Consider the following 20,131-nt stretch of genomic DNA (forward strand, 5'->3'; position numbering starts at 1 on the left):
GTGACCGTCCAGGCCCCAGCTACCGGCTTCCGCCCCGCGCAGCGCATCAGCGCGATCGGCGTCTCGGAGATCCTGAAGATCGGCGCGGTTGCGCAACGGCTGAAGCGCGAGGGGCGGCCGGTGATCGTGCTGGGTGCCGGCGAGCCCGACTTCGATACGCCGGACCACGCCAAGGACGCGGCCGAGCGCGCCATTCGTGCCGGCCAGACTAAATACACCATCCTCGATGGCACGCCGGAATTGAAGGCGGCGATCGCGGACAAATTCCGCCGCGAGAACGACCTCGTCTATGCCGCGGATGAGATCACCGCCGGCGCCGGCGCCAAGCAGGTGATCCACAACGCCTTCATGGCGACGTTGAGCCCTGGCGACGAGGTCATCCTCGCCGCGCCCTATTGGACGAGCTATGCCGATATGGTGCGCATCGCCGACGGCACGCCGGTCGACGTGCTCTGCCGCGAGCACAACGGCTTTCGTCTCGATGCGGCCGATCTCGAGCGCGCGATCACGCCGCGCACACGCTGGCTGCTGCTCAACTCGCCGTCCAACCCGACCGGCGCGGCCTATTCGGCGGCGCAGCTCCGCCCGATCCTGGACGTGCTGAAGCGCCATCAGCATGTCTGGCTGATGGCCGACGACATCTACGAACACCTCACCTATGATGGCCTGCCGTTCGTCACGGCCGCCGCGCTCGCGCCGAGCCTGAAATCCCGCACGCTGACGGTCAACGGCGTCTCCAAAGCCTATGCCATGACCGGCTGGCGCGTGGGCTATGGCGGTGGTCCGCGCGAACTGATCGCGGCGATCGCGGTGGTGCAGAGCCAGAGCACGACCAATCCGTCCTCGGTGAGCCAGGCCGCGGCGATTGCCGCGCTGACGGGGCCGCAAGGCATTCTCGTGGAGCGCCGCGCCGCGTTCCAGCGCCGCCGCGACATCGTGGTCGATGCGCTCAACGCCATCGACGGGATCGTCTGCCGCAGGCCGGAAGGCGCGTTCTACACCTATGCGAGCTGTGCCGGCCTGATCGGCCGCCGTGGACCCGACGGTGCCGTGATCGATAGCGACAGCGCGTTCTGCCGCTACCTTCTGGAGAGGCATGACGTGGCCGTAGTGCCGGGCAGCTGTTTCGGCCTTGCACCTTATTTCCGCCTGTCCTACGCCACCTCCGAACAAAACTTGCGCGAGGCCGTGAAGCGCATCGCCAGAGCCTGCAGGGAGCTGTCATGACCATTCGCAACACCCGCACCGGGGGCCAGATCCTGATCGATCAGCTCGTCGCCCAAGGCGTCGAGCGCGTCACCTGCGTGCCGGGCGAGAGCTATCTTGCGGCACTCGACGCGCTGCATGACAGCCCGATCGACGTCATGATCTGCCGGGCCGAAGGCGGCGCCGCGATGATGGCGGAGGCCTATGGCAAGCTCACGGGACGGCCGGGCGTCTGCTTCGTCACCCGCGGCCCCGGCGCGACCAATGCCAGCCACGGCGTCCACATCGCCATGCAGGACTCGACGCCGATGATCCTGTTCGTCGGCCAGGTCGATACCGGCATGCGCGAGCGCGAGGCCTTCCAGGAGCTCGACTACAAGGCGGTGTTCGGCACCATGGCGAAATGGGCGGTCGAGATCGATCGTCCCGATCGCATTCCGGAGCTGGTCGCGCGCGCGTTCCGCGTCGCGATGCAGGGCCGCCCGGGTCCTGTCGTGGTCTCGCTGCCGGAGAACATGCTGACCGAAACCGCCGCCGTAGCGGACGCAATGCGCATCGAGCCGGCGGTGAGCTGGCCCGCGCCATCAGATATCGAGCGCGTCGGCGCGATGCTCGCCAGTGCCAAGGCGCCCCTCGTGATTCTCGGCGGCTCGCGCTGGACGGATGAAGCAACCAAGAGCATCGCGCGTTTTGCCGAACGCTTCGACCTGCCGGTCGCGACTTCGTTCCGCCGGGCCTCGCTGATCGACGCCGATCATTCGCACTATGCCGGCGATCTCGGCATCGGGCCGAGCCCGGGCCTGAAGGCGCGCATTGACGGCGCCGATGTCATCCTGCTGATCGGCGGCCGCATGTCGGAGATGCCGTCCTCGTCCTACACGCTGTTCGATATTCCGACGCCGCAGCAGAAGCTGATCCACGTTCATCCGGGCTCGGAAGAGCTCGGCCGCGTCTATCAGCCGGCGCTCGCGATCCAGGCGACTCCGGCTGCGTTCGCGGCCGCCGTCGAGACGCTGAAGCCGGCCGCGACGGTTGCCTGGAAGGGCGAGGCTGCCAAGGCGCACGCCGACTATCTCGCCTGGACCGACAAGGCGCGCGAGCTGCCGGGCACATTCCAGTATGGTCAGGTCATGACCTGGCTGCGCGACCGCCTGCCGAAGGATGCGATCGTCTGCAACGGCGCCGGCAACTATGCCGGCTGGATCCATCGCCATCACCGCTTCCACAGCTTCGCCGCCCAGCTCGCGCCGACCTCGGGCTCGATGGGCTATGGCGTGCCGGCGGGGGTGCTTGCCAAGCGGCAATTTCCGGATCGCGTCGTCGTTGCCTTTGCCGGTGACGGCTGCTTCCTGATGAACGGCCAGGAATTCGCGACCGCCGTGCAGTACGATGCGCCGCTGATCGTCATCGTCGTCGACAATTCACAATACGGCACCATCCGCATGCACCAGGAGCGCGACTATCCCGGTCGCGTCGTCGGCACCCAGCTCAAGAATCCGGACTTCGCAATGTATGCGAAGGCGTTCGGCGGCCATGGCGAGCGCGTCGAGCGCACCGAAGAGTTCGCGCCGGCGTTCGAGCGCGCGCTTTCCTCGGGCAAGCCGTCGATCCTGCATTGCATCATCGATCCGCGCGCGATCTCGGTCGGCAAGGATTTCGCGCCTGCAGTAAAGGGCGGCTGATGTCGACCGGCCGCCACGTTGCCATCATCGGCGCCGGCGCGGTCGGCGTGATCAGCGCCATCGAGGCGCTGCGCGAAGGACACCGCGTCACGCTGATCGACGCGGGCGAGCCCGGTGGCGAACAGGCGGCGAGCTATGGCAATGCCGGCTGGCTGTCGTCGCATTCGGTGATCCCGCCGGCCGAGCCGGGCATCTGGAAGAAGGTGCCGGGCTATCTGATGGACCCGCTCGGGCCGCTCGCGATCCGCTGGTCGTATTTGCCGAAGGCCTTGCCCTGGCTGATCCAATATCTGCTCTCGGGCTGGACCGAGGCGCGCGTCGAGAAGACGGCCTTCGCGCTGCGTGATCTCCTGAAGGACGCGCCGCTGCTGCACAGGAAGCTTGCGGAAGAGGCGGGCGTGCCGGAACTGATCGAACGCAATGGCGTGATGCATGTCTTCCCGTCGCGCGGCAATTTTGACAACGATCTCGGCTGGCGCCTCCGCAAGCGCGTCGGCGTCGAATGGCTGGAGCTTTCCGCCGACGAAATGCGTCAGCGCGAGCCCGATCTGCATCCGCGCTACACCTTTGGCGTGGTGGTGGAGGAAGCCGGACGCTGTCGCGATCCCGGCGCCTATGTCGCAGCACTTGCCAATCATGCGCTGGCGAGCGGGGCGAAGCTCGTGCGCGCCAAGGCGACGGGCCTCAAGCTCAACGGCAACAAGCTCGTTGCGGTCGTCACCGAGAGCGGTGAGATCGCCTGCGATGCCGCGGTTGTCGCCGCTGGTGCTCACTCAAAGCGGCTGACCGCATCCGTCGGTGATCCGCTGCCCCTCGAGACCGAGCGCGGCTATCACGTCATGATCGAGAACCCGGAGTCGGGTCCGCGCAACTCCATGATGGCGTCCGATGCCAAGATGGTGGTGAACTGGACCGACAAGGGCCTGCGCGCCGCCGGCACGGTCGAGATCGCAGGCCTCGAGGCCGAGCCGAACTGGAAGCGCGCCGAGATCCTGCGCAACAACCTCTTCAGCATGTTCCCGAAACTGCCGAAGGACATTCCGGCTTCGCGCATCAAGACCTGGTTCGGCCACCGTCCGAGCATGCCGGACGGCCGTCCCTGCATCGGCTACGCGCGCGCCTCGCGCGACATCGTCTACGCCTTCGGCCACGGCCATGTCGGCCTGGTCGGCTCGGCCCGGACCGGCCGTCTCGTCGCGCAACTCCTCAGCGGCAAGACGCCGGAGATTCAGCTCGCGCCGTTCGCACCCAATCGTTTCCTCTGAGATCGCACCATGACCTTTCCAGCCAACTCGTCTTCCCGTATCGCCCGCGGCGGCAAGGCCATCTATGGCGCGCCGCTCGGCATTTTGATGCTGGAAGCAAGCTTCCCCCGCATTCCCGGCGACATGGGCAACGGCACGACCTGGCCGTTCCCCGTGTTGTATCGCGTGGTGAGCGGCGCTTCGCCGGAGAAGGTCGTGCTGAAGGGCGCGGCGGGCCTGCTGCCGGATTTCATCGACGCGGCGAAGGATCTGGTGCGGTTAGGGGCCGAAGCCATCACCACCAATTGCGGCTTCCTGTCGCTGTTCCAGAAGGAGATCGCGGCCGCCGTCGGCGTCCCCGTCGCGACGTCATCGCTGATGCAGGTGCCGTGGGTGCAGGCGACGCTGCCGCCCGGCAAGCGCGTCGGTCTCGTCACGGTGTCGGGCTCGACGCTGACGCCGGCCCATCTCGAAGGCGCCGGCGTGCCGCTCGACACGCCGCTGGTCGGCACCGAGAACGGCAAGGAGTTCTTCCGCGTTCTGATCAAGGCCGAGAAGGACGACATGGACGTTGCCGAGGCCGAGCGCGACGTGGTTGAGGCCGGCAAGGAGCTCGTTGCCAAGAATCCGGATGTCGGCGCGATCGTGCTCGAATGCACCAACATGCCACCTTATGCCGCCGCCTTGCAGGCCGAGGTCGGGCTGCCCGTTTATGACATCTATTCCATGATCACCTGGTTTCATGCTGGGCTGCGGCCGCGCGCTTTCGCCTGAGTCGGGGTGTCGCAAAGCTCTGAACAAACTCTGCTAAGACGTCGTTTGCATTGCCATCGCCCACACAGCCCCGGTATATTAGGCTGTGTTCGGGCATGAATGCAGCTTATGAAGAGCAACGTGGAACTGGCTTCCGATAGCATCGTCGATCGCGTCTATGAACAGCTCAAGGCGATGGCCGTGAGCTACGAATTCAAGCCGGGCGAACGTCTCAACGAAGGCGAGTTGGCCAAGCGGCTCGGCGTCAGCCGCACGCCGCTGCGCGAAGCGCTCAATCGCCTCAACACCGAAGGCTTCCTGCGCTTCACGCCCGGCAAAGGCTTTTTCTGCCGCGAGCTCGACGCGCACGAGATCTTCGATCTCTACGAGCTGCGCAAATCGATCGAGGTCGCCTCGATCCGCCTCGCCATCAAGCGCGCCAAGGACGAGGACATCGACGCGCTCCTGAAATTCCTCGAAGCCACCGGTCCCGATCCCGGCGAGCGGTCTTCGGTCGAGCTCGTCGAGTTGGATGAGACCTTCCACGAGCGGCTGATGGTGATGTCGAACAATGCCGAGATGCTGCGCGTCCTGCGCAACGTCAACGCCCGCATCCGCTTCGTGCGCTGGATCGACATGGACCGCATCAACCGCTCCAATACGCAGGCCGAGCATCGCGCCGTCGTCGAAGGCTTGAAGGCGCGCGACGAGGCGGCCTGCGTCTCCGTGCTTGAGAAACACATCGACCGCCGCCTCGATCGCATCACCGCCGCGATCAAGGAAGGCTACGCGCAGATCTATATGCCGGCTGCGGCGAGATCTGCGGCGAATTGAGAGGACGTCACCTCTCCCCGCAAGCGGGGAGAGGGAGTGCTGGCTCCGTCGCTGGCGGCTTCGGTGAGCTATACAATCCCTCGATATCTGGTCGTGCCAGACGGTCAGAGCCATCGCGTGAGAGAGACGCTAGCGTGCCTTCCGAATGCAACGGAGACCCGCGGTGCACAGCCCACAACCTCATCTCGACTCCAGCGCCGGCGATGACTGGCCGTCCGAACTCTATCGCGTCTTGAAAGCCGCCGACGTCCGGCAGATGTCCTATGTCCCCGATGCCGGCCACAGCCAGCTCATCCGCCTGTTCTCGGCCGACCGCGACGTCACCACCAACGTGCTGACGACGGAAGAGGAGGGCGTCGCGATCGCGGCCGGTGCCTGGCTTGGCGGCCAACGCAGCGTGCTCTTGATGCAATCGAGCGGGGTCGGCAATTGCATCAACATGCTGTCGCTGTCGGCGATCGGCCGCTTTCCGCTCTTGATGCTGGTGACGATGCGCGGCGAGTGGGCCGAGTTCAATCCGTGGCAGGTGCCGATGAGCCGGGCCACGCAGCCTTCGCTGGAAGCGATAGGCATGAAAGTGATGCGTGCGGAGACGCCGGAGGATTTGATCGAAACCGTCGAATCGGCCGCAGCGCTTGCCTACGAATCCGACCAGCAGATCGCGGTCCTGATCGGGCAGCGCCTGATCGGTAAGAAGAAGTGGTGATATCGATGCCGGTTTCCTCCCAACTTGATCGCCGTGCTGCCGTCGCGGCTCTCCTGAAGCATCGCAAGGACACGCTGGTCGTCTCGGGCCTCGGCTCCCCGACCTACGACCTGCATGCGGCCGGCGACCGCGACGACAATTTTTATCTCTGGGGCGCGATGGGCGGCGCCGCGCTGATCGGGCTCGGTCTTGCGCAAGCACAGCCGGAAAAGCGTGCCCTGGTCCTGACCGGTGACGGCGAACAGTTGATGGGGCTCGGCGGCATCGCCACGATCGGCGTCGCGCGTCCCCGCAACCTCGACATCGTCGTGATCGACAACCAGCATTTCGGCGAGACCGGCATGCAGGCGAGCCACACCGGGCGCGGTGTCGATCTGACGGCGATTGCCGCGGCTTGCGGCTTTGCCGCGACCGGAACCGCGCGCACGATCGCTGAGGTGGAACGCCTCGCGGCGCAGCTCAGTGAGCCCGCCGACGGACCGCGCCTGTTCGTCATCAAGGTTCTGGCGGAAAATCCGCCGCGCTCGCTGCCGTCGCGCGATGCCGTCTTTATCAAGAATCGGTTCCGTGCTCTTCTCGGCTTTGCGGCGGCCTAGGCTGGAGTCCTCACCCGGAGTGGGCCTGCCGCGAGCAGCTATTCTGGAGTGAGACCCATGAAACTTTCCGGCAAGGTCGCTGCCATCACCGGCGCGGCGCGGGGCATCGGCAAGGCCTGCGCACAACGATTCCTCGATGACGGCGTCAAGGTCGTCATCTCGGATGTCGATGCCGATGGCCTTGCGAAGACGGCCGCCGAGCTCGGACGGCCGGATGCCCTGCGCACCATTGTCGCCAATGTCGCCAAGCGCGCCGACGTCGACCGGCTCGTCGCGACCGCCGTAAAGGAGTTCGGCCGGCTCGACATCATGGTCAATAATGCCGGCGTCGCGCGCAACCAGGACATCCTGGAGATCTCCGAGCAGGATTTTGACGACGTCCTCGCCATCAATTTGAAGGGCGCGTTCTTCGGCGTGCAGGCCGCGGCCAAGCAGATGATCGCGCAAGGCGGCGGCGGGGTCATCATCAACATGTCCTCGGTCAACGCGCTGCTGGCGATTCCGACGCTCGCGACCTATGCCATCTCCAAGGGCGGAATGAAGCAGCTCACGTCAGTCGCTGCCGTCGCGCTCGCGCCGCATAACATCCGTGTCGTGGCGGTCGGACCGGGTACGATCCTGACCGACATGGTGGCGTCCGCGATCTACACGTCCGAGGATGCCCGCAAAAACGTGCTGTCACGCACCCCGATCGGCCGCGGCGGCGAGCCAAGCGAGGTCGCCTCCGTCGTCGCGTTCCTCGCCAGCGACGATGCGTCCTATATCACCGGGCAGACGATCTATCCGGATGGCGGGCGGCTGATTCTGAATTACACGGTGCCGGTGAAGGAGAAGTAGGGCGCGTCGCCGCGCATCACGAACGCTGTCGTGCCCCGGCTTGACCGGGGCATCCAGTGGATCCCCCGGTCAAGCCGGGCGATGACGGGAGAATGTGGAGCGTGTGTGCCCTACATTGTCACTCCGCCGCAATAGTCATCCCGTGGCCGAGCCGCTTCGAGATGCTGCCGGCGCAGTCGCGCAAGGCATTGGCGATGGGACTGTCCCAGCGCGCATCAAAGGTGCCTTCCGGGCCCATCGCGGTGATCACCAGCGCGACATGGCCGGAATGATCGAACACCGGTGCCGAGAACGCATTGACGCCCGGCAGGGGATCGCCGAGCGCGCGGGCGAGGCCATGCTTGCGGACCTCGGCGAGCATCTCGGCGACCTTCGCGCTCTTGATCGCGCGCTTCGGATTGTAACCGACGCCGTGACGATCGAGGCCGCTTTCGAGCGCGGCGTTGATCGTCTTCTCCGGCAGGAAGGCCGCAAAGGCGCGGCCGGTGGCGGTCTCCAGCAGCGCCATCACCGAGCCGGCGCGCATCACGATGTGCACGGGCTGGCCCGGCTCTTCGAGCTGCACCACGGTCGGTCCATGCGTGCCCCACACCGCCAGTGAGACGGCGTGGCCGATCTGGCTCGCGAGCGCCGCGATCTTCGGCCTCGCGATGCGCACGCCGGAGAGGCGGCGCAGGCTGATCAGCCCGAGTTCCAGCGCCAGCGCGCCGATCTCGTAGCGGCCGGTGGTCTCGTCCTGCTCGATCAGGCCGATGCGGGAGAAGCTGGCCAGATAAGGATGCGCCTTGGCCGGCGTCATGCCGGCCTCGCGCGCGAGATCGCGCAGCATCATCGGCTCGCCACTTCGGGCGAGGGCGCGGAGCAATTCTCCGCCGACCTCGATCGACTGGATACCGCGGCTTTCTCTCTTCATGCGCCTCCGCGCTGGTTTATGCCGCGTTGCGCTTGGCGGCGCTGTCGGCGAGATGACGGCCGGCAATGTATCCGAAGGTCAGTGCCGGCCCAAGCGTGATGCCGGCGCCGGGATAATTGCCGCCCATGATGCTCGCCATGTCGTTGCCGGCGGCATAGAGCCCGGGAATGACGCGGCCTTCGCCGTCGAGTGCGCGCGCGTTCTCGTCGGTGACGATGCCGGCATAGGTGCCGAGATCGCCGACCACCATCTTGATGGCGTAGAACGGCCCGTTCTCGAGCGGCGCGACGCAGGGATTGGGGCCATGCAGCGCGTCGCCCTGGTAGCGGTTATAGGCCTTCGAGCCCTTGCCGAAGGCGGCATCATGTCCTTGTGGAGCGGTGGCATTGAACTGCGCCACGGTTGCGGCGAACGCCTTGGCGTCGATGCCGGCTTTCGCCGCGAGCGCCTCCAGCGTATCGCCGCGCATGAGATAGCCGGTGCTCAAATGATGACCGAGCGGCATCGGGAAGGGGGGCACGCAGCCGAGGCCGTATTTTCGCAGCGTCTTGTGATCGCAGACGAGGAAGGCCGCGATCTCCTCGCCGGGCTTGGCCGCCTTGACCATGGCCTGGACGAAGTCGTGGTAGGAATTGCCTTCGTTGGCAAAGCGCTTGCCGTCGCGCATCACCGCGATCACGCCGGGCTTGGCGCGGTCGATGAAATGCGGCATCACGCCCTTCGATCCGTCCTTGCGCGTGGTCAGCGACACCGGGACCCAGGCCGCTGCATTCGGAAGGCGATCCTCGATGCGTCCGCCGGCGCTCTCCGCAAGGCGCAGGCCGTCGCCGGTGTTGCCGGTCGGTCCCGGGGAATAGTGCTCGTTGCCGGTCGGCGCATGCGGGAACATCTTCTTGCGCCGTGCAACGTCATGCGGGAAGCCGCCGCAGGCGAGCACGACGCCGCGCCGCGCGCGAACACGAACATCGCGTCCCTCGCGGGTGACGATCGCGCCGGTCACCGCGCCGTTTTCGATCGTCAACTCGCGCACGGGCGCGGAGAGCCACATCGGAATCTTGAGATCGAGTGCGGATTTGGCGAGGCGTCCCGCAAGCGCATTGCCGTTGGTCAGCGTCATGCCGCGGCCATAGCGCAGCACGTCCATGAAGTGCCGCGACAGGCGCTTTGCGACGTAGACCGCCGAGGTCAGCGACTTCGTCACGCGCATGAAATGGATGATCTCCTTGCCCGATCCGAGCATCATGCCGAACACGGTGAGCTCGGGCAGGGGCATGCCGAGCGTCTTGATCTGATCGCCGAGCTCGCGGCCGTCGAACGGGCGCGTCACCATCGACCGGCCGCCCTGCGCGCCGCCGGGCGTTTCCGCGTGGTAGTCCGGAAACACCAGCGGCATGTCGAAGCGAAGGGCGGTCTTGGTGGTGAAGAAATCCACGGCCTCGGGGCCCGCCGAGAGAAACGCATCGACGCGCGCGGCATCAAAATTGTTGCCGGCCTCGTGGCGTAGATAGGTGCGGGCCTGCTCCAGTGTCTCCTCGATGCCGTAGGCCTTCGCCAGCGAGGTGCCGGGGATCCACAGCCAGCCGCCGGAGCGCGCGGTGGTGCCGCCGAAGCGCGGCTCCTTCTCGACGATCAGCACGTCGAGGCCGCGGGAGCGGGCGGTGATCGCGGCCGACATGCCGGATGCGCCCGATCCGGCCACGAGCACATCGCACTCGTAAGTCTCAATTGCGCTGCGCTCGTTGCCGGTCATGTGGACCTCACTTCTTCAGGAGCGGACATTTGGACTCGGAGACCGGACGGAAGGCGTCCTCGCCCCTCACGGTCTTGACGATCTCCAGATAGTCCCAGGGCTCCTTGGACTGCTCGGGCGATTTCACCTTGGCGAGATACATGTCGCGGATGACACGGCCGTCCTCGCGCAACTTGCCGCCATGGACGAAGGTATCCTCGATCGGCAGCTCGCGCATCTTGGCCATCACCTTGGCGGGATCGTCGGTGCCGGCGGCCTTGATGCCTTTCAGGTAATGCAGCACCGAGCCATAGACGCCGGTCTGGATCATGGTCGGCATCACCTTGGTGCGCTCGTAGAATTTCTTCGACCAGGCGCGGGTCGCCTCGTCCATGTTCCAGTACGAGGCCGTGGTCATGTAGGTGCCCTGCGCGGCCTTCAGCCCGATCGCGTGCACGTCGGTGTCGAACATCAACAGGCCCACGAGCTTCTGGCCGCCCTGGACCAGGCCGAACTCGCCGGACTGCTTGATGGCGTTGTCGGTGTCCTGGCCGGCATTGGCGAACGCCACCACGTCGGCCTTGGAGCTCTGCGCCTGCAGCGCGAAGGAGGAGAAGTCGGCGGTGTTGGTCGGATGCCGTACGCCGCCGAGCACCTTGCCGCCCATCTCGTTGATGAAGCGCGTCGCGTCCTTCTCGAGCTGTTGGCCGAAGGCGTAGTCGGCGGTGATGAAGTACCAGGACTTGCCGCCTTCCTTGATCACGGCGGACGCGGTCACCTTCGACAGCGCGTAGGTGTCATAGGTGAAGTGCACGGTGTTCGGGCTGCACAGCTCGTCGGTCAGCGAGCTCGCGCCGGGGCCGGAGAGCAGCGCGATCTTGTTGCGCTCGCGGACCATGTTGTGGACGGCGATCGCGATGCCGGAGTTGGGGATGTCGACGACCGCGTCGACCTTGCCGTTGTCGAACCAGCCGCGCACGACCTGGACGCCGACATCGGTCTTCATCTGGTGGTCGGCGCTGATGATCTCGATCGGCTTGCCGAGCACAGTCGGCCCGAATTCCTCCACCGCCATCTTGGCCGCTTCGACCGAGCCCGGCCCGCTATTGTCGCGGCCCCAGCTCGACAAATCCGTCAACACGCCGATCCGCACCACGTCGTCGGAGACTTGCGCGGTGGCTGCCGTCGTCATCGCCGTTGAAGTCATGGCCGCGAGCACGGCGCAGGCCAAAAGCCCTCTCATCGTCGTTCCCTCTTTATGTCCGCATCTTGCGGCGGGTTATGGATTTGGCTGTAAGTTAGATATTGGCGAATTAGTTTGTCAATAGCGAATTATGGATTCCAGGGCGGGTGGGCAAGGCGAGCGGCGGCATGCAATGGAGACGAAGCTAGTGCCGCCTCTCGGTGGGTCCCGGCCTGCGCCGGGACGATGTTGGGGAAGCATTGGGCGCAATTGCTTCAACGTCGTCATTGCGAGCGCAGCGAAGCAATCCAGACTGTCTCCGCGGAAAGATTCTGGATTGCTTCGCTGCGCTCGCAATGACGGAGTGTGTGGGCCCAGCATCCATAACTCTCGCCAGGACGACCGCGAAAGCCGAGACAACAACACCCGGGCAGGTTGCAACCTCTCTTGCGATTGTCCATGATGGCCGCCGGCAGTCTGGGGCATGGCATGACCGCAGCAACGGGGGTCTCCGCCGCGACGGAGAGATCGACGACGGCGCATGTGGTGTGGGCGAGCGCGCTCGGCACCGCGATCGAGTGGTACGACTTCCTGATCTACGGCACGGCCGCAGCGCTCGTGTTCAACAAGCTGTTCTTTCCGAGCTTCGATCCTTTCGTCGGCACGCTGGCGGCATTCTCGACCTATGCGGTGGGCTTCGTGGCGCGCCCGATCGGCGGCGCCATCATCGGGCACTACGGCGACCGGCTCGGGCGCAAGGCCATGCTGGTCGTGACCATGATCGCGATGGGGCTCGGCACCTTCCTGATCGGCTGCCTGCCGACCTACAGCCAGATCGGCATCTGGGCACCGATCTTCCTCGTCGTTCTGCGCTTCATCCAGGGCATCGGGCTCGGCGGCGAGTGGAGCGGGGCGGTCGTCATGGTGATCGAGCATGCCGGCAATCGCCGCGGCTTCTATGGCAGCCTCGTCCAGATCGGCTTTCCCGTCGGCGTTGCCGCCTCCACTGGCATCTTCGCGCTGATGACGAAGCTGCCCGAGGCGGATTTCCTGAGCTGGGGCTGGCGCGTGCCGTTCCTGATCAGCATTTTCCTTGTCGGCATCGGCTTCATCGTGCGGCTGAAGCTTGCCGAAACGCCGCACTTCAAGGAGGTCGTCGAGCGCAAGGAGGTGCTGGCGCAGCCGGTCTGGGAAGTGCTGCGCCGCGACTGGCGCAGTTTTCTGCTCGCGATCGGCATCACGGTCTCCGAGGTGGGGCTCGCTTATCTGCTCACCGTCTTCACGGTGGTCTACGCCACCACAAAACTCGGCCTGCCGCGCCAGGTGATCCTGGACGCGGTGGTCTACGCCGCGATCGTCGAATTCGCGACGCTGCCGCTTGCGGGATGGCTCTCCGACATTTTTGGACGCAAGGCGCTCTATCTTGCGGGTGGCGTCTTCTCGGTGGCGCTGGCGTTTCCGCTGTTCTGGTTCCTCGATACAAGAGAGCCCGCGCTGATCACGCTGGCGCTCATCGTCACGATGACGTTGACGCACGCGCTGCTGTTCGGGCCGAAGGCGGCATTCATGCCGGAATTGTTCCGGACCCAGGTGCGCTACAGCGGCGCTTCGCTCGGCGCCAATGTCGCGGCCGCGCTCAGCGGCGGCTTCTCGCCGCTGATCGCAACGGCGCTGCTCGCCTGGACGGGATCGTACTGGGCGGTCTCGCTCTACATCATCGCGCTCTCGGTGATTACGATCATCTCGACGCTGATGGCGCCGGAGACGGCGCGCGATGCGCTGAGGTCGTGAGCGTCAGAGGCACGCCTGGTTTGCCGCGCCGGGAATGACGAGGAAGGTGATGGTCGCCGGTGCGAGGCGGATAGTGCCGGCTGCCGTCGAAATGCCGATGAGATCCGGCAAGTTCTCGCCCGTCGCGAGCGCGAGCGTCTTGCCGTTCAATTGCACCATCGCGCCTTGCAGCCGCGCCGAGCCGAGCGTGTAGCGCGTCGACGGGAGTGGCACGGCGAACGAGAGCGGTGCGTCGCGCGCGAGGTTGATCGCGAGCAGCGTGACCGCGCCGCGTAATGCGGGGTGGCAGTGCGCGTAGACGCGAAGGCCCGGCGCGACGGCTGCGCCCGCGTCGAGCACGGTCGTTCCCATCAGCCGATGCCAGAGCAGCGCGGCCCAGTAATTCGGGCGCGGGCGAAAGGTCTTCTCGTCGAGCAGACCATAATCGCTGGCGGCGAGCGTGTTGTGCATCACAACCTGGACGCCGCCTCTGGCCAGGCGTCCGAGCTGGTCGAGATAACGGAACGTGTCGAGAAATGTCTTGTCCCAGCGGTTGCCGCCGCAGGCCGCATCGGCCGTCTCGGTCAGCCAGATCGGCTTGCCCGGCTCGAATGCATCTCGCAAGGAACGGTAGATCGCCAGCGTCGCATCGGACCGGGCGAGCCATTGCTCCGTGAGCGCCTGCTTCGGATCGTCGCGGCCGCCGCAGCGCGGCGAGATCGTGTTGTAGTGATGATAAGAGAAGCGGTCGACGCCGGAACCAGATGCGGCCAGCAGATTGCGCGTGGTGATGCCCGATGCGCGCGGTGACGCAGTGTCGCCGACCGAGGCGGGCCCGACGATCAGCGTCTCCGGCGCAGCGCGCCGCAGCCATGCGCGAAAGATATTGAAGTCACGGCCATAGGCCTTTGCGTCATATCGCGGCGGCGCGCCGTTGTCGGCCGCAAGCGTCGGCTCGTTCATGAATTCGGCGGCTTTGAGGTGCCCGCCGAGCGAACGCGTGAAGTTGATCAGGCTTTGCGCCTGATCCTGCCGCCACGTGCCGTCACGATTGCGGGTGCCGGGACTGACGGCGAAGGAGGTTACGATCTCCGCATCGACCGCGCGTGCGAAATCGACGACGCTGCGCCACTGCGCGCGGCTGAGCACGGAATTGAATCCGGCGGGTGGCCTCGCGGGAGCAGTTTCCTTGTCGGCGAAGAACGTCGCATTGGCCCAGGTGCCGCTGACGCGCATATAGGCCGGCGACAGGGCCGCGGCGAGCATGCGCAGACGTATGTTGGTAAGATCGATCGGCGGTCTATGGCTGTAGCGATCACGCGTATCGAAGGCGCGCGCGGTGCGCGGATACGCTTTCCAGAACCGTCCGCCTGTCACCTCAACCATCTCGATGTTGTACGACTGAAAGCGCGGATCGATCGTGCCGGTCGCTTTCAGCTCCGCGGGGGCGATGGATACGTCGGCGGCATGGGCCACGCACCACCTTGTGCCAATCAACAGCACGATTGTCATGGCCTTGGCTGCCCGAGCAGGCCCGCCCGATCGGGAGCGCCTTCTGTGCAGGTCGTGCCGATTTCTTGACCGCGCCGCCAAAAGCAGATGCATCGACTCGAACCATCAACCCGGGTTGCATGGCAGAACTTCTGCCTCCAATCTTAACTTCGCAAGGTCCCGCGGCGGCCTGCTCGGTGATTCCTATCACGTCGCCGCCACCGACCCGGACGGCGGCCCGCGGATGGTCCGGGCGTTCTTGGACGGTGTCGCGACTTAAGGCGTAGCGGGCGGGCCATTGGCCCGTCCGGCGTTTGGCTCTATGACTGGCTTCGCCGCAAACGCGCGGCCAAAAGCAACGGAAACAGGACCATGACAAAGACCTCTCGACGCGACGTGCTCACGGCCGCAGCCGCGATGACCGCGGCAGGCATCGCCGATGCGGCGCCGGCCGCGGCGCAAAGCACACCGAAGCCGATCTTCGCGGTGCCGATGGTGACGATCCCGATCGTCGGCGAGACAGGCGTGTTCCAGGTGCGCCGCATCTACTGCATCGGGCGCAACTATGCGGCGCATGCGATCGAGCGCGGCTCGGACCCGAATCGCGAGCCGCCGTTCTTCTTCCAGAAGCCGACCGATGCGATCCAGAACGTCGCGATCGGCGAGGTCGCAGATCATCCTTATCCCTCGCTCACCAAGAACTATCATCACGAGGTCGAATTGGTCGCCGCGCTGAAGTCCGGCGGCACCAACATCCCGGCCGAAAAGGCGCTCGAGCACGTCTACGGCTACGCGCTCGGTCTCGACATGACCCGGCGCGATCTCCAGAACGGCATGGCCGCTGAGAAGAAGCCGTGGGAGATCGGCAAGAGCTTTGACCACGCCGCGGTGATCGGCCCAATCCACCCCGTGAGCAAGACCGGCCATTTCGAGAAGGGCGCGATCTCGCTGGCGGTGAACGGCACCGTGCGGCAGAGCTCGGATCTCAGCAAGATGATCTGGAGCGTCGCCGAGCAGATCGCAAAACTGTCGGAGGCCTTCGAGCTCAAGGCCGGCGACATCATCTATTCCGGCACGCCGGAGAATGTCGGCCCGGTCGTGAAGGGCGACGTGCTCCTGTGCAAGCTCGAGGGCCTGCCGGACATGTCGATCAAGATCGTCTAGGGGTTGAGCCGCTTCCGCCGGGACAACTATCGCGGCGGAAGTTCCTTGACTGCCGGAGTTCCATCGGCCGATTGCCCTCTGTTGGGCGATAAACAAACGTCCTGCTGCCATATTTTCGTAAGAGTGAATTCCCGTGAGGGAGGCGCTCCGATGAACAGATTTTTGATGGCCGCAATCGTGATGCTTGCGTTGGTTCCGGCAGGTGCCGTTGCGCAGGAGCGCGCTGGCTCTGCGGCGCTCGGAGCCGTGTCCGGCGCTGTCGTGCTGGGACCGGTCGGTGCCGTCGCGGGCGCAGTGATCGGCTATACCGCCGGGCCTTCAATCGCGAGGTCATGGGGCGTGCGCGGTTCTCGGTCGGCTACGAGCCGGCAGCGGCCACGCAGAGAAGCGAATCGCGTCCCGAGTTCGGCTCCTCCAGTGCCCGCCCCAGCGGCCCCGACGCCCGCCTCTGCGACTCCGGGTCCGACCAGTAGCAGGGCGATGGAAGCCAATGGCCGTGTCGCTCAAATGGGGCCGGACAACAACCCGCCGGTTCAGGCAGCTCCGGCTGCGCCGGCGCCGACCACGACGCCGCCCGTTCAGGGATTCGATTGAGGCTACGGCCTAAGCTGCGGTGGTCTTCGGCCGCAGCCGATCGACTGTCCGCGCAATCAGCGCGGCGACTTCGCCGACTTTCGGGCCGATCCGGAATTCCGGGCCTGCGACGACCACCGAAAGGCGGCGGTCGCCGATCGGCAAGGGAATCGCGGCGCCGGCGAGGTCGCGGCTGTAGTCGCCAAAGCTCTGGCAATAGCCGCGATCGATCGAGTTGCGCAGCTCAGCCTCTACGGCCTCGATACTGATCGGCGTCGACGGGCCGTACTGCTTGAACTCGATCTTGCGATAGACCGAGTCGCGCTCCTCCTGCGAATATTGTAGCAGCAGCGCGCGGCCGCTGGCGGTGGCGTGGATCGGCACGCGGTGGCCGATGGTCGCGAAATAGCGGATCGCGGCCTTGGACTCGACGACGTCGATAAATACCGCCATCACGCCGGCCGGCGCCACGATCGAGGCGGTCTCGCCGGTCTCAGAGGAGAGATCGGCGACCAGCGTGTGCGTCCAGGGCGGCAGCGGCTCGACCTCCGAGATCATCCGTGCCATGGCGAGCCACCGCGGCGTCGGATAGAAGCCGGCGCGCGGCCGCGGCTCATAGAGATAGCCTTTCTCCGACAGTGTCGCGAGCAGGTTGAAGGTCGACGAGCGCGGCCAGCCGAAATGATCGGCGATCTCCGCAAGCGTCGCCGGCTTCCTCGCTTGCGCGAAGAACTCCATGATCTCCAGGACGTTTGCGGCTTGGCGAACGATCATGATCCGATCCCGTCTGTCACGGCGCGCTATCCCGGGGTCTATGGCTGGCCGAGGATCTTCTTCGCGGCGCGAAGATGCGGCTTGTCGATCATCATGCCGTCGAGGCGCAGCGTGCCGGAATTGGGATTGCTTGCGAACGCCGCGATCACCTTCTCCGCCCATGTGCGCTCCGCCTCGGTCGGCTCGAAGGCAGCATTGACGATGTCGACGTGTTTTGGATGGATCAGCGCCTTCGCCGAAAAGCCGTCGCGCCGTGCCGCGCGCGTTTCCTGCTCGAGACCGGCCAGATTGTCGATGTCGGTATAGACCGTGTCGATCGGCGCGACCTCGGCCGCGGCGGCCGCCATCAGGCAGAGGTCCCGCGCGAGGCGATAGGGGCTGTGGAACACGCCGCCCGAGGCTTTCTCGGTGGCGCCGAGTGAGGCCGAGAGATCCTCCGCGCCCCACATCAATCCGGCGAGGCGAGGGGAGCAGTCCTTGTAGGTGCCGAGCCCGAAGATCGAGCCGGCGGTCTCAGTGGCGACGCAGACGATGCGGGTCGAGCCGACCTTGGTGCCGGCCGCCGCCTCGAAGGCTTCGAGCCAGGTCGCAAGCTGCCGCACATCGTCACCGCCGCGCGATTTCGGCAGCACGATGCCGTCGGGCGCGCCTGGCATCACCGCGGCGAGATCGGCCAGCGTCATGCCGGTATCGAGCGCGTTGACGCGGACATAGAGCTGGTGCGGACCGCGGCGGTCCCTCAGCATCTGAAGCGTCAGCTTGCGCGCCTCGTCCTTCTTCTCGGTGACGACGGAGTCCTCGAGATCGATGATCAGCGCGTCGGCCTTGCCTTCGCTCGCCTTCTCGAATTTGCGCGAGGAGTCCCCCGGCACGAACAGCATCGAACGCATCAGACCGGCCTCTTGTGCATCATCGCCATGCGGCGGCATTTGCCGACGATCTCGTCGTTCTGGTTCCAGGCGTGGTGCTCGAACTCGACGATGCCCGCCTTGGGGCGCGATTTGGATTCTCTCAACGAAAGCACCTTCGTTGTCGCCCGCAGCGTGTCGCCGTGGAAGACCGGCTTCGGAAAAGTGACGTCGGTCATGCCGAGATTGGCAACGGTGGTCCCCAGGGTCGTATCATAGACCGTCATGCCGATCATGATGCCGAGGGTGTAAAGGCTGTTGAAAATGCGCTGGCCGAACTCGGTCTTTTCAGAGAAATGCGCGTCGATGTGCAGCGGCTGCGGATTGAGCGTCAGCAGGCTGAACATGGTGTTGTCCATCTCCGTGACGGTCCGGGTCAGCGGATGCCTGAACTCCTGGCCCACGGAGAAGTCTTCGAAATAAAGTCCGGCCATCGCGGTTTCCTCCCTGTCGTTGCTAGTCTGGCCGGCGCCTGCCTTTTAAGGCGGCGCCGCCAGGTGAACTGCTTCTTGTTGTGCGAGCTGCTCGATCTCATCAGCCGAGAACCCGGCCTCGCTCAGAATGTCGCGGCCGTGCTGGCCGAGCGTCGGCGCAGGGCCAGCCGGCTCCGGCTGGGTCACGCTCCAGGTGGAGGGCACGCGCATCTGCCGGATGCGGCCTTCCACGGGGTGATCGACCGTCCTGAAGAAGTCGACCGCCTTGAGATGGGGATCATCCAGAATCGTCTCCAGCGTATGCATCGGCATCACCGGAATGTCGGCGTGCTCCAGAAGCTTGCGCCATTCCGCGCTCGTGCGCGTGACGAAGATGTGGCCGATCTCCTCGTAGATCTCGTCGATATGCTTGGTGCGCGCGGCGTGGTTGGCGAAGCGCGGCTGCTGCAAAAATTCCGGCCGGCCGATCGCCTCGAAGAAGCTGCGCCAGTGCTTGTCGTTGTAGATGAGCACGCAGAGATGGCCATCGCTGGTCTTGTAGGGCCGGCGATAGCGCGACAGCAGGCGGGCATAGCCGCCATGGTCGAGCGGCGGATCGTAGGTCAGGCCGCCCAGATGATCGACCAGCACGAACTCCGCCATCGACTCGAACATCGGCACGTCGATGCGTTGGCCGATGCCGGTGCGCTGCTGGTGCATCAACCCGCCCATGATCGCGTTGACCATCATCAGGCCGACGATGCGGTCGGCGATGGTGACGGGAACATAGCGCGGCGTGCCGTCCCCGGCGGCGGCAAGCAGCGTCGGCACGGTGGCCGCGCCCTGGATCAGGTCGTCGTAGGCAGGTTTCGCCGCATAGGGGCCGGACTGGCCGTAGCCGAACGCGCCGACATAGACGAGGGCGGGGTTGAGCGCGGCGAGCGTCTCATAGTCGAGGCCGAGCCGGGCCATCGCCTGCGGGCGCACATTGTAGACGAGCGCGTTGGCGCGCTTGGCCAGCCGCAACAGCGCTTCGCGCCCTTCCGGCTTCTTGAGATCGAGCACGATGCTGCGCTTGCCGCGATTGGCGTTGTGGAACATCCCGCCCATGCCGGGCGTGCGGCCGGGACCGATCTGGCGAACGATATCGCCCTCGGGACTTTCGACCTTGATGACGTCGGCGCCCATGTCCGCCAGCACCTGGGTGCCGTAGGGGCCCATCAGCACTGAGGTCAGGTCGAGAATGGTGATGCCGGCGAGCGGTCCCATGGGGCCTCGTTGGAGATATTCATATAGGTGGAATTAGAGTTCACAGAATGGCGATGGTCAATTTGAGTTGCCCCTCCGCAGACGCA

Annotated in this window: 17 protein-coding genes and 1 pseudogene; 10 read left to right on the top strand and 8 right to left on the bottom strand. The window is 65.5% G+C overall.

What is annotated here, in order from left to right:
• From K289_RS0141640 to K289_RS0141675, 8 genes are all read left to right on the top strand, one after another.
• Complete coding sequence (locus K289_RS0141640; RefSeq protein ID WP_027556686.1) at positions 1-1,227, top strand: pyridoxal phosphate-dependent aminotransferase; 1,227 nt, start codon at positions 1-3, stop codon at positions 1,225-1,227.
• Positions 1,224-2,888, top strand: a complete 1,665-nt coding sequence (locus tag K289_RS0141645; RefSeq protein ID WP_027556687.1) for a thiamine pyrophosphate-binding protein — start codon at positions 1,224-1,226, stop codon at positions 2,886-2,888. Before K289_RS0141640 ends, K289_RS0141645 begins: the two co-directional genes overlap by 4 nt.
• Complete coding sequence (locus K289_RS0141650; protein ID WP_027556688.1) at positions 2,888-4,153, top strand: FAD-binding oxidoreductase; 1,266 nt, start codon at positions 2,888-2,890, stop codon at positions 4,151-4,153. The genes K289_RS0141645 and K289_RS0141650 overlap by 1 nt, the downstream gene beginning before the upstream one ends.
• Before the next feature lie 9 nt (positions 4,154-4,162).
• A complete protein-coding gene (locus K289_RS0141655) occupies positions 4,163-4,906 on the top strand; it encodes an aspartate/glutamate racemase family protein (protein ID WP_027556689.1) in 744 nt (247 codons plus the stop codon).
• A 108-nt stretch (positions 4,907-5,014) separates the two neighbouring features.
• On the top strand, positions 5,015-5,719 hold the full coding sequence (locus K289_RS0141660; protein ID WP_245284164.1) for a GntR family transcriptional regulator: 705 nt from the start codon (positions 5,015-5,017) through the stop codon (positions 5,717-5,719).
• A gap of 145 nt (positions 5,720-5,864) precedes the next feature.
• Positions 5,865-6,425: a thiamine pyrophosphate-binding protein gene (locus tag K289_RS0141665; RefSeq protein ID WP_371260921.1), complete on the top strand. Its 561-nt coding sequence runs from the start codon at positions 5,865-5,867 to the stop codon at positions 6,423-6,425.
• A gap of 5 nt (positions 6,426-6,430) precedes the next feature.
• On the top strand, positions 6,431-7,021 hold the full coding sequence (locus tag K289_RS0141670; RefSeq protein ID WP_027556692.1) for a thiamine pyrophosphate-dependent enzyme: 591 nt from the start codon (positions 6,431-6,433) through the stop codon (positions 7,019-7,021).
• Between the two features lie 57 nt (positions 7,022-7,078).
• Positions 7,079-7,858 carry an SDR family NAD(P)-dependent oxidoreductase gene (locus tag K289_RS0141675; protein WP_027556693.1) on the top strand — a complete coding sequence of 260 codons (780 nt, stop codon included), beginning with the start codon at positions 7,079-7,081 and terminating at the stop codon, positions 7,856-7,858.
• Positions 7,859-7,976: 118 nt separating this feature from the next.
• On the opposite strand, the gene K289_RS0141680 is transcribed toward K289_RS0141675, so the two are convergent.
• The 3 genes from K289_RS0141680 to K289_RS0141690 are packed head-to-tail and all read right to left on the bottom strand — an operon-like array spanning position 7,977 to position 11,743.
• Complete coding sequence (locus K289_RS0141680; RefSeq protein WP_027556694.1) at positions 7,977-8,771, bottom strand: IclR family transcriptional regulator; 795 nt, start codon at positions 8,769-8,771, stop codon at positions 7,977-7,979.
• A 16-nt stretch (positions 8,772-8,787) separates the two neighbouring features.
• A complete protein-coding gene (locus K289_RS0141685) occupies positions 8,788-10,521 on the bottom strand; it encodes an FAD-dependent oxidoreductase (RefSeq protein ID WP_027556695.1) in 1,734 nt (577 codons plus the stop codon).
• A 7-nt stretch (positions 10,522-10,528) separates the two neighbouring features.
• Positions 10,529-11,743 carry an ABC transporter substrate-binding protein gene (locus K289_RS0141690; protein WP_027556696.1) on the bottom strand — a complete coding sequence of 405 codons (1,215 nt, stop codon included), beginning with the start codon at positions 11,741-11,743 and terminating at the stop codon, positions 10,529-10,531.
• 429 nt (positions 11,744-12,172) lie between these two features.
• On the opposite strand from K289_RS0141690, the gene K289_RS0141695 reads away from it, so the two are divergent.
• Positions 12,173-13,474 (top strand): MFS transporter, encoded by a 1,302-nt coding sequence (locus K289_RS0141695; protein WP_027556697.1) that lies wholly within the window; start codon positions 12,173-12,175, stop codon positions 13,472-13,474.
• Between the two features lie 3 nt (positions 13,475-13,477).
• Here K289_RS0141695 and K289_RS0141700 read toward each other — a convergent pair whose 3' ends face one another.
• Positions 13,478-14,965: a hypothetical protein gene (locus K289_RS0141700; RefSeq protein ID WP_035688244.1), complete on the bottom strand. Its 1,488-nt coding sequence runs from the start codon at positions 14,963-14,965 to the stop codon at positions 13,478-13,480.
• 351 nt (positions 14,966-15,316) lie between these two features.
• On the opposite strand from K289_RS0141700, the gene K289_RS0141705 reads away from it, so the two are divergent.
• Positions 15,317-16,108 (top strand): fumarylacetoacetate hydrolase family protein, encoded by a 792-nt coding sequence (locus K289_RS0141705; protein ID WP_027556699.1) that lies wholly within the window; start codon positions 15,317-15,319, stop codon positions 16,106-16,108.
• A 603-nt stretch (positions 16,109-16,711) separates the two neighbouring features.
• On the opposite strand, the gene K289_RS0141710 is transcribed toward K289_RS0141705, so the two are convergent.
• The 4 genes and pseudogenes from K289_RS0141710 to K289_RS0141725 form a co-directional block, all read right to left on the bottom strand.
• A complete protein-coding gene (locus tag K289_RS0141710) occupies positions 16,712-17,455 on the bottom strand; it encodes an IclR family transcriptional regulator (protein WP_027556700.1) in 744 nt (247 codons plus the stop codon).
• Positions 17,456-17,493: 38 nt separating this feature from the next.
• Complete coding sequence (locus tag K289_RS0141715; RefSeq protein ID WP_027556701.1) at positions 17,494-18,345, bottom strand: CoA ester lyase; 852 nt, start codon at positions 18,343-18,345, stop codon at positions 17,494-17,496.
• Positions 18,345-18,812, bottom strand: a pseudogene (locus tag K289_RS0141720) (MaoC family dehydratase); the annotation flags it as partial. The gene K289_RS0141715 and the pseudogene K289_RS0141720, both read right to left, overlap by 1 nt.
• 30 nt (positions 18,813-18,842) lie before the next feature.
• The gene (locus tag K289_RS0141725; RefSeq protein WP_027556703.1) at positions 18,843-20,045 is read right to left on the bottom strand and encodes a CaiB/BaiF CoA-transferase family protein; all 1,203 of its coding nucleotides are present in this window, start codon (positions 20,043-20,045) and stop codon (positions 18,843-18,845) included.
• Between the last annotated feature and the right edge of the window lie 86 nt (positions 20,046-20,131).

The sequence above is a fragment of the Bradyrhizobium sp. Cp5.3 genome (assembly GCF_000426265.1).
Taxonomy (GTDB): Bacteria; Pseudomonadota; Alphaproteobacteria; order Rhizobiales; family Xanthobacteraceae; genus Bradyrhizobium; species Bradyrhizobium neotropicale.

Excerpts from the sequence above, each read along its gene's own strand:
- K289_RS0141645 (WP_027556687.1), top strand. The coding sequence starts at position 1,224 with ATGACCATTCGCAACACCCGCACCGGGGGCCAGATCCTGATCGATCAG.
- K289_RS0141650 (WP_027556688.1), top strand. The coding sequence starts at position 2,888 with ATGTCGACCGGCCGCCACGTTGCCATCATCGGCGCCGGCGCGGTCGGC.
- K289_RS0141655 (WP_027556689.1), top strand. The coding sequence starts at position 4,163 with ATGACCTTTCCAGCCAACTCGTCTTCCCGTATCGCCCGCGGCGGCAAG.
- K289_RS0141660 (WP_245284164.1), top strand. The coding sequence starts at position 5,015 with ATGAAGAGCAACGTGGAACTGGCTTCCGATAGCATCGTCGATCGCGTC.
- K289_RS0141665 (WP_371260921.1), top strand. The coding sequence starts at position 5,865 with ATGCAACGGAGACCCGCGGTGCACAGCCCACAACCTCATCTCGACTCC.
- K289_RS0141670 (WP_027556692.1), top strand. The coding sequence starts at position 6,431 with ATGCCGGTTTCCTCCCAACTTGATCGCCGTGCTGCCGTCGCGGCTCTC.
- K289_RS0141675 (WP_027556693.1), top strand. The coding sequence starts at position 7,079 with ATGAAACTTTCCGGCAAGGTCGCTGCCATCACCGGCGCGGCGCGGGGC.
- K289_RS0141680 (WP_027556694.1), bottom strand. The coding sequence starts at position 8,771 with ATGAAGAGAGAAAGCCGCGGTATCCAGTCGATCGAGGTCGGCGGAGAA.
- K289_RS0141685 (WP_027556695.1), bottom strand. The coding sequence starts at position 10,521 with ATGACCGGCAACGAGCGCAGCGCAATTGAGACTTACGAGTGCGATGTG.
- K289_RS0141690 (WP_027556696.1), bottom strand. The coding sequence starts at position 11,743 with ATGAGAGGGCTTTTGGCCTGCGCCGTGCTCGCGGCCATGACTTCAACG.
- K289_RS0141695 (WP_027556697.1), top strand. The coding sequence starts at position 12,173 with ATGACCGCAGCAACGGGGGTCTCCGCCGCGACGGAGAGATCGACGACG.
- K289_RS0141700 (WP_035688244.1), bottom strand. The coding sequence starts at position 14,965 with ATGACAATCGTGCTGTTGATTGGCACAAGGTGGTGCGTGGCCCATGCC.
- K289_RS0141705 (WP_027556699.1), top strand. The coding sequence starts at position 15,317 with ATGACAAAGACCTCTCGACGCGACGTGCTCACGGCCGCAGCCGCGATG.
- K289_RS0141710 (WP_027556700.1), bottom strand. The coding sequence starts at position 17,455 with ATGATCGTTCGCCAAGCCGCAAACGTCCTGGAGATCATGGAGTTCTTC.
- K289_RS0141715 (WP_027556701.1), bottom strand. The coding sequence starts at position 18,345 with ATGCGTTCGATGCTGTTCGTGCCGGGGGACTCCTCGCGCAAATTCGAG.
- K289_RS0141725 (WP_027556703.1), bottom strand. The coding sequence starts at position 20,045 with ATGGGACCGCTCGCCGGCATCACCATTCTCGACCTGACCTCAGTGCTG.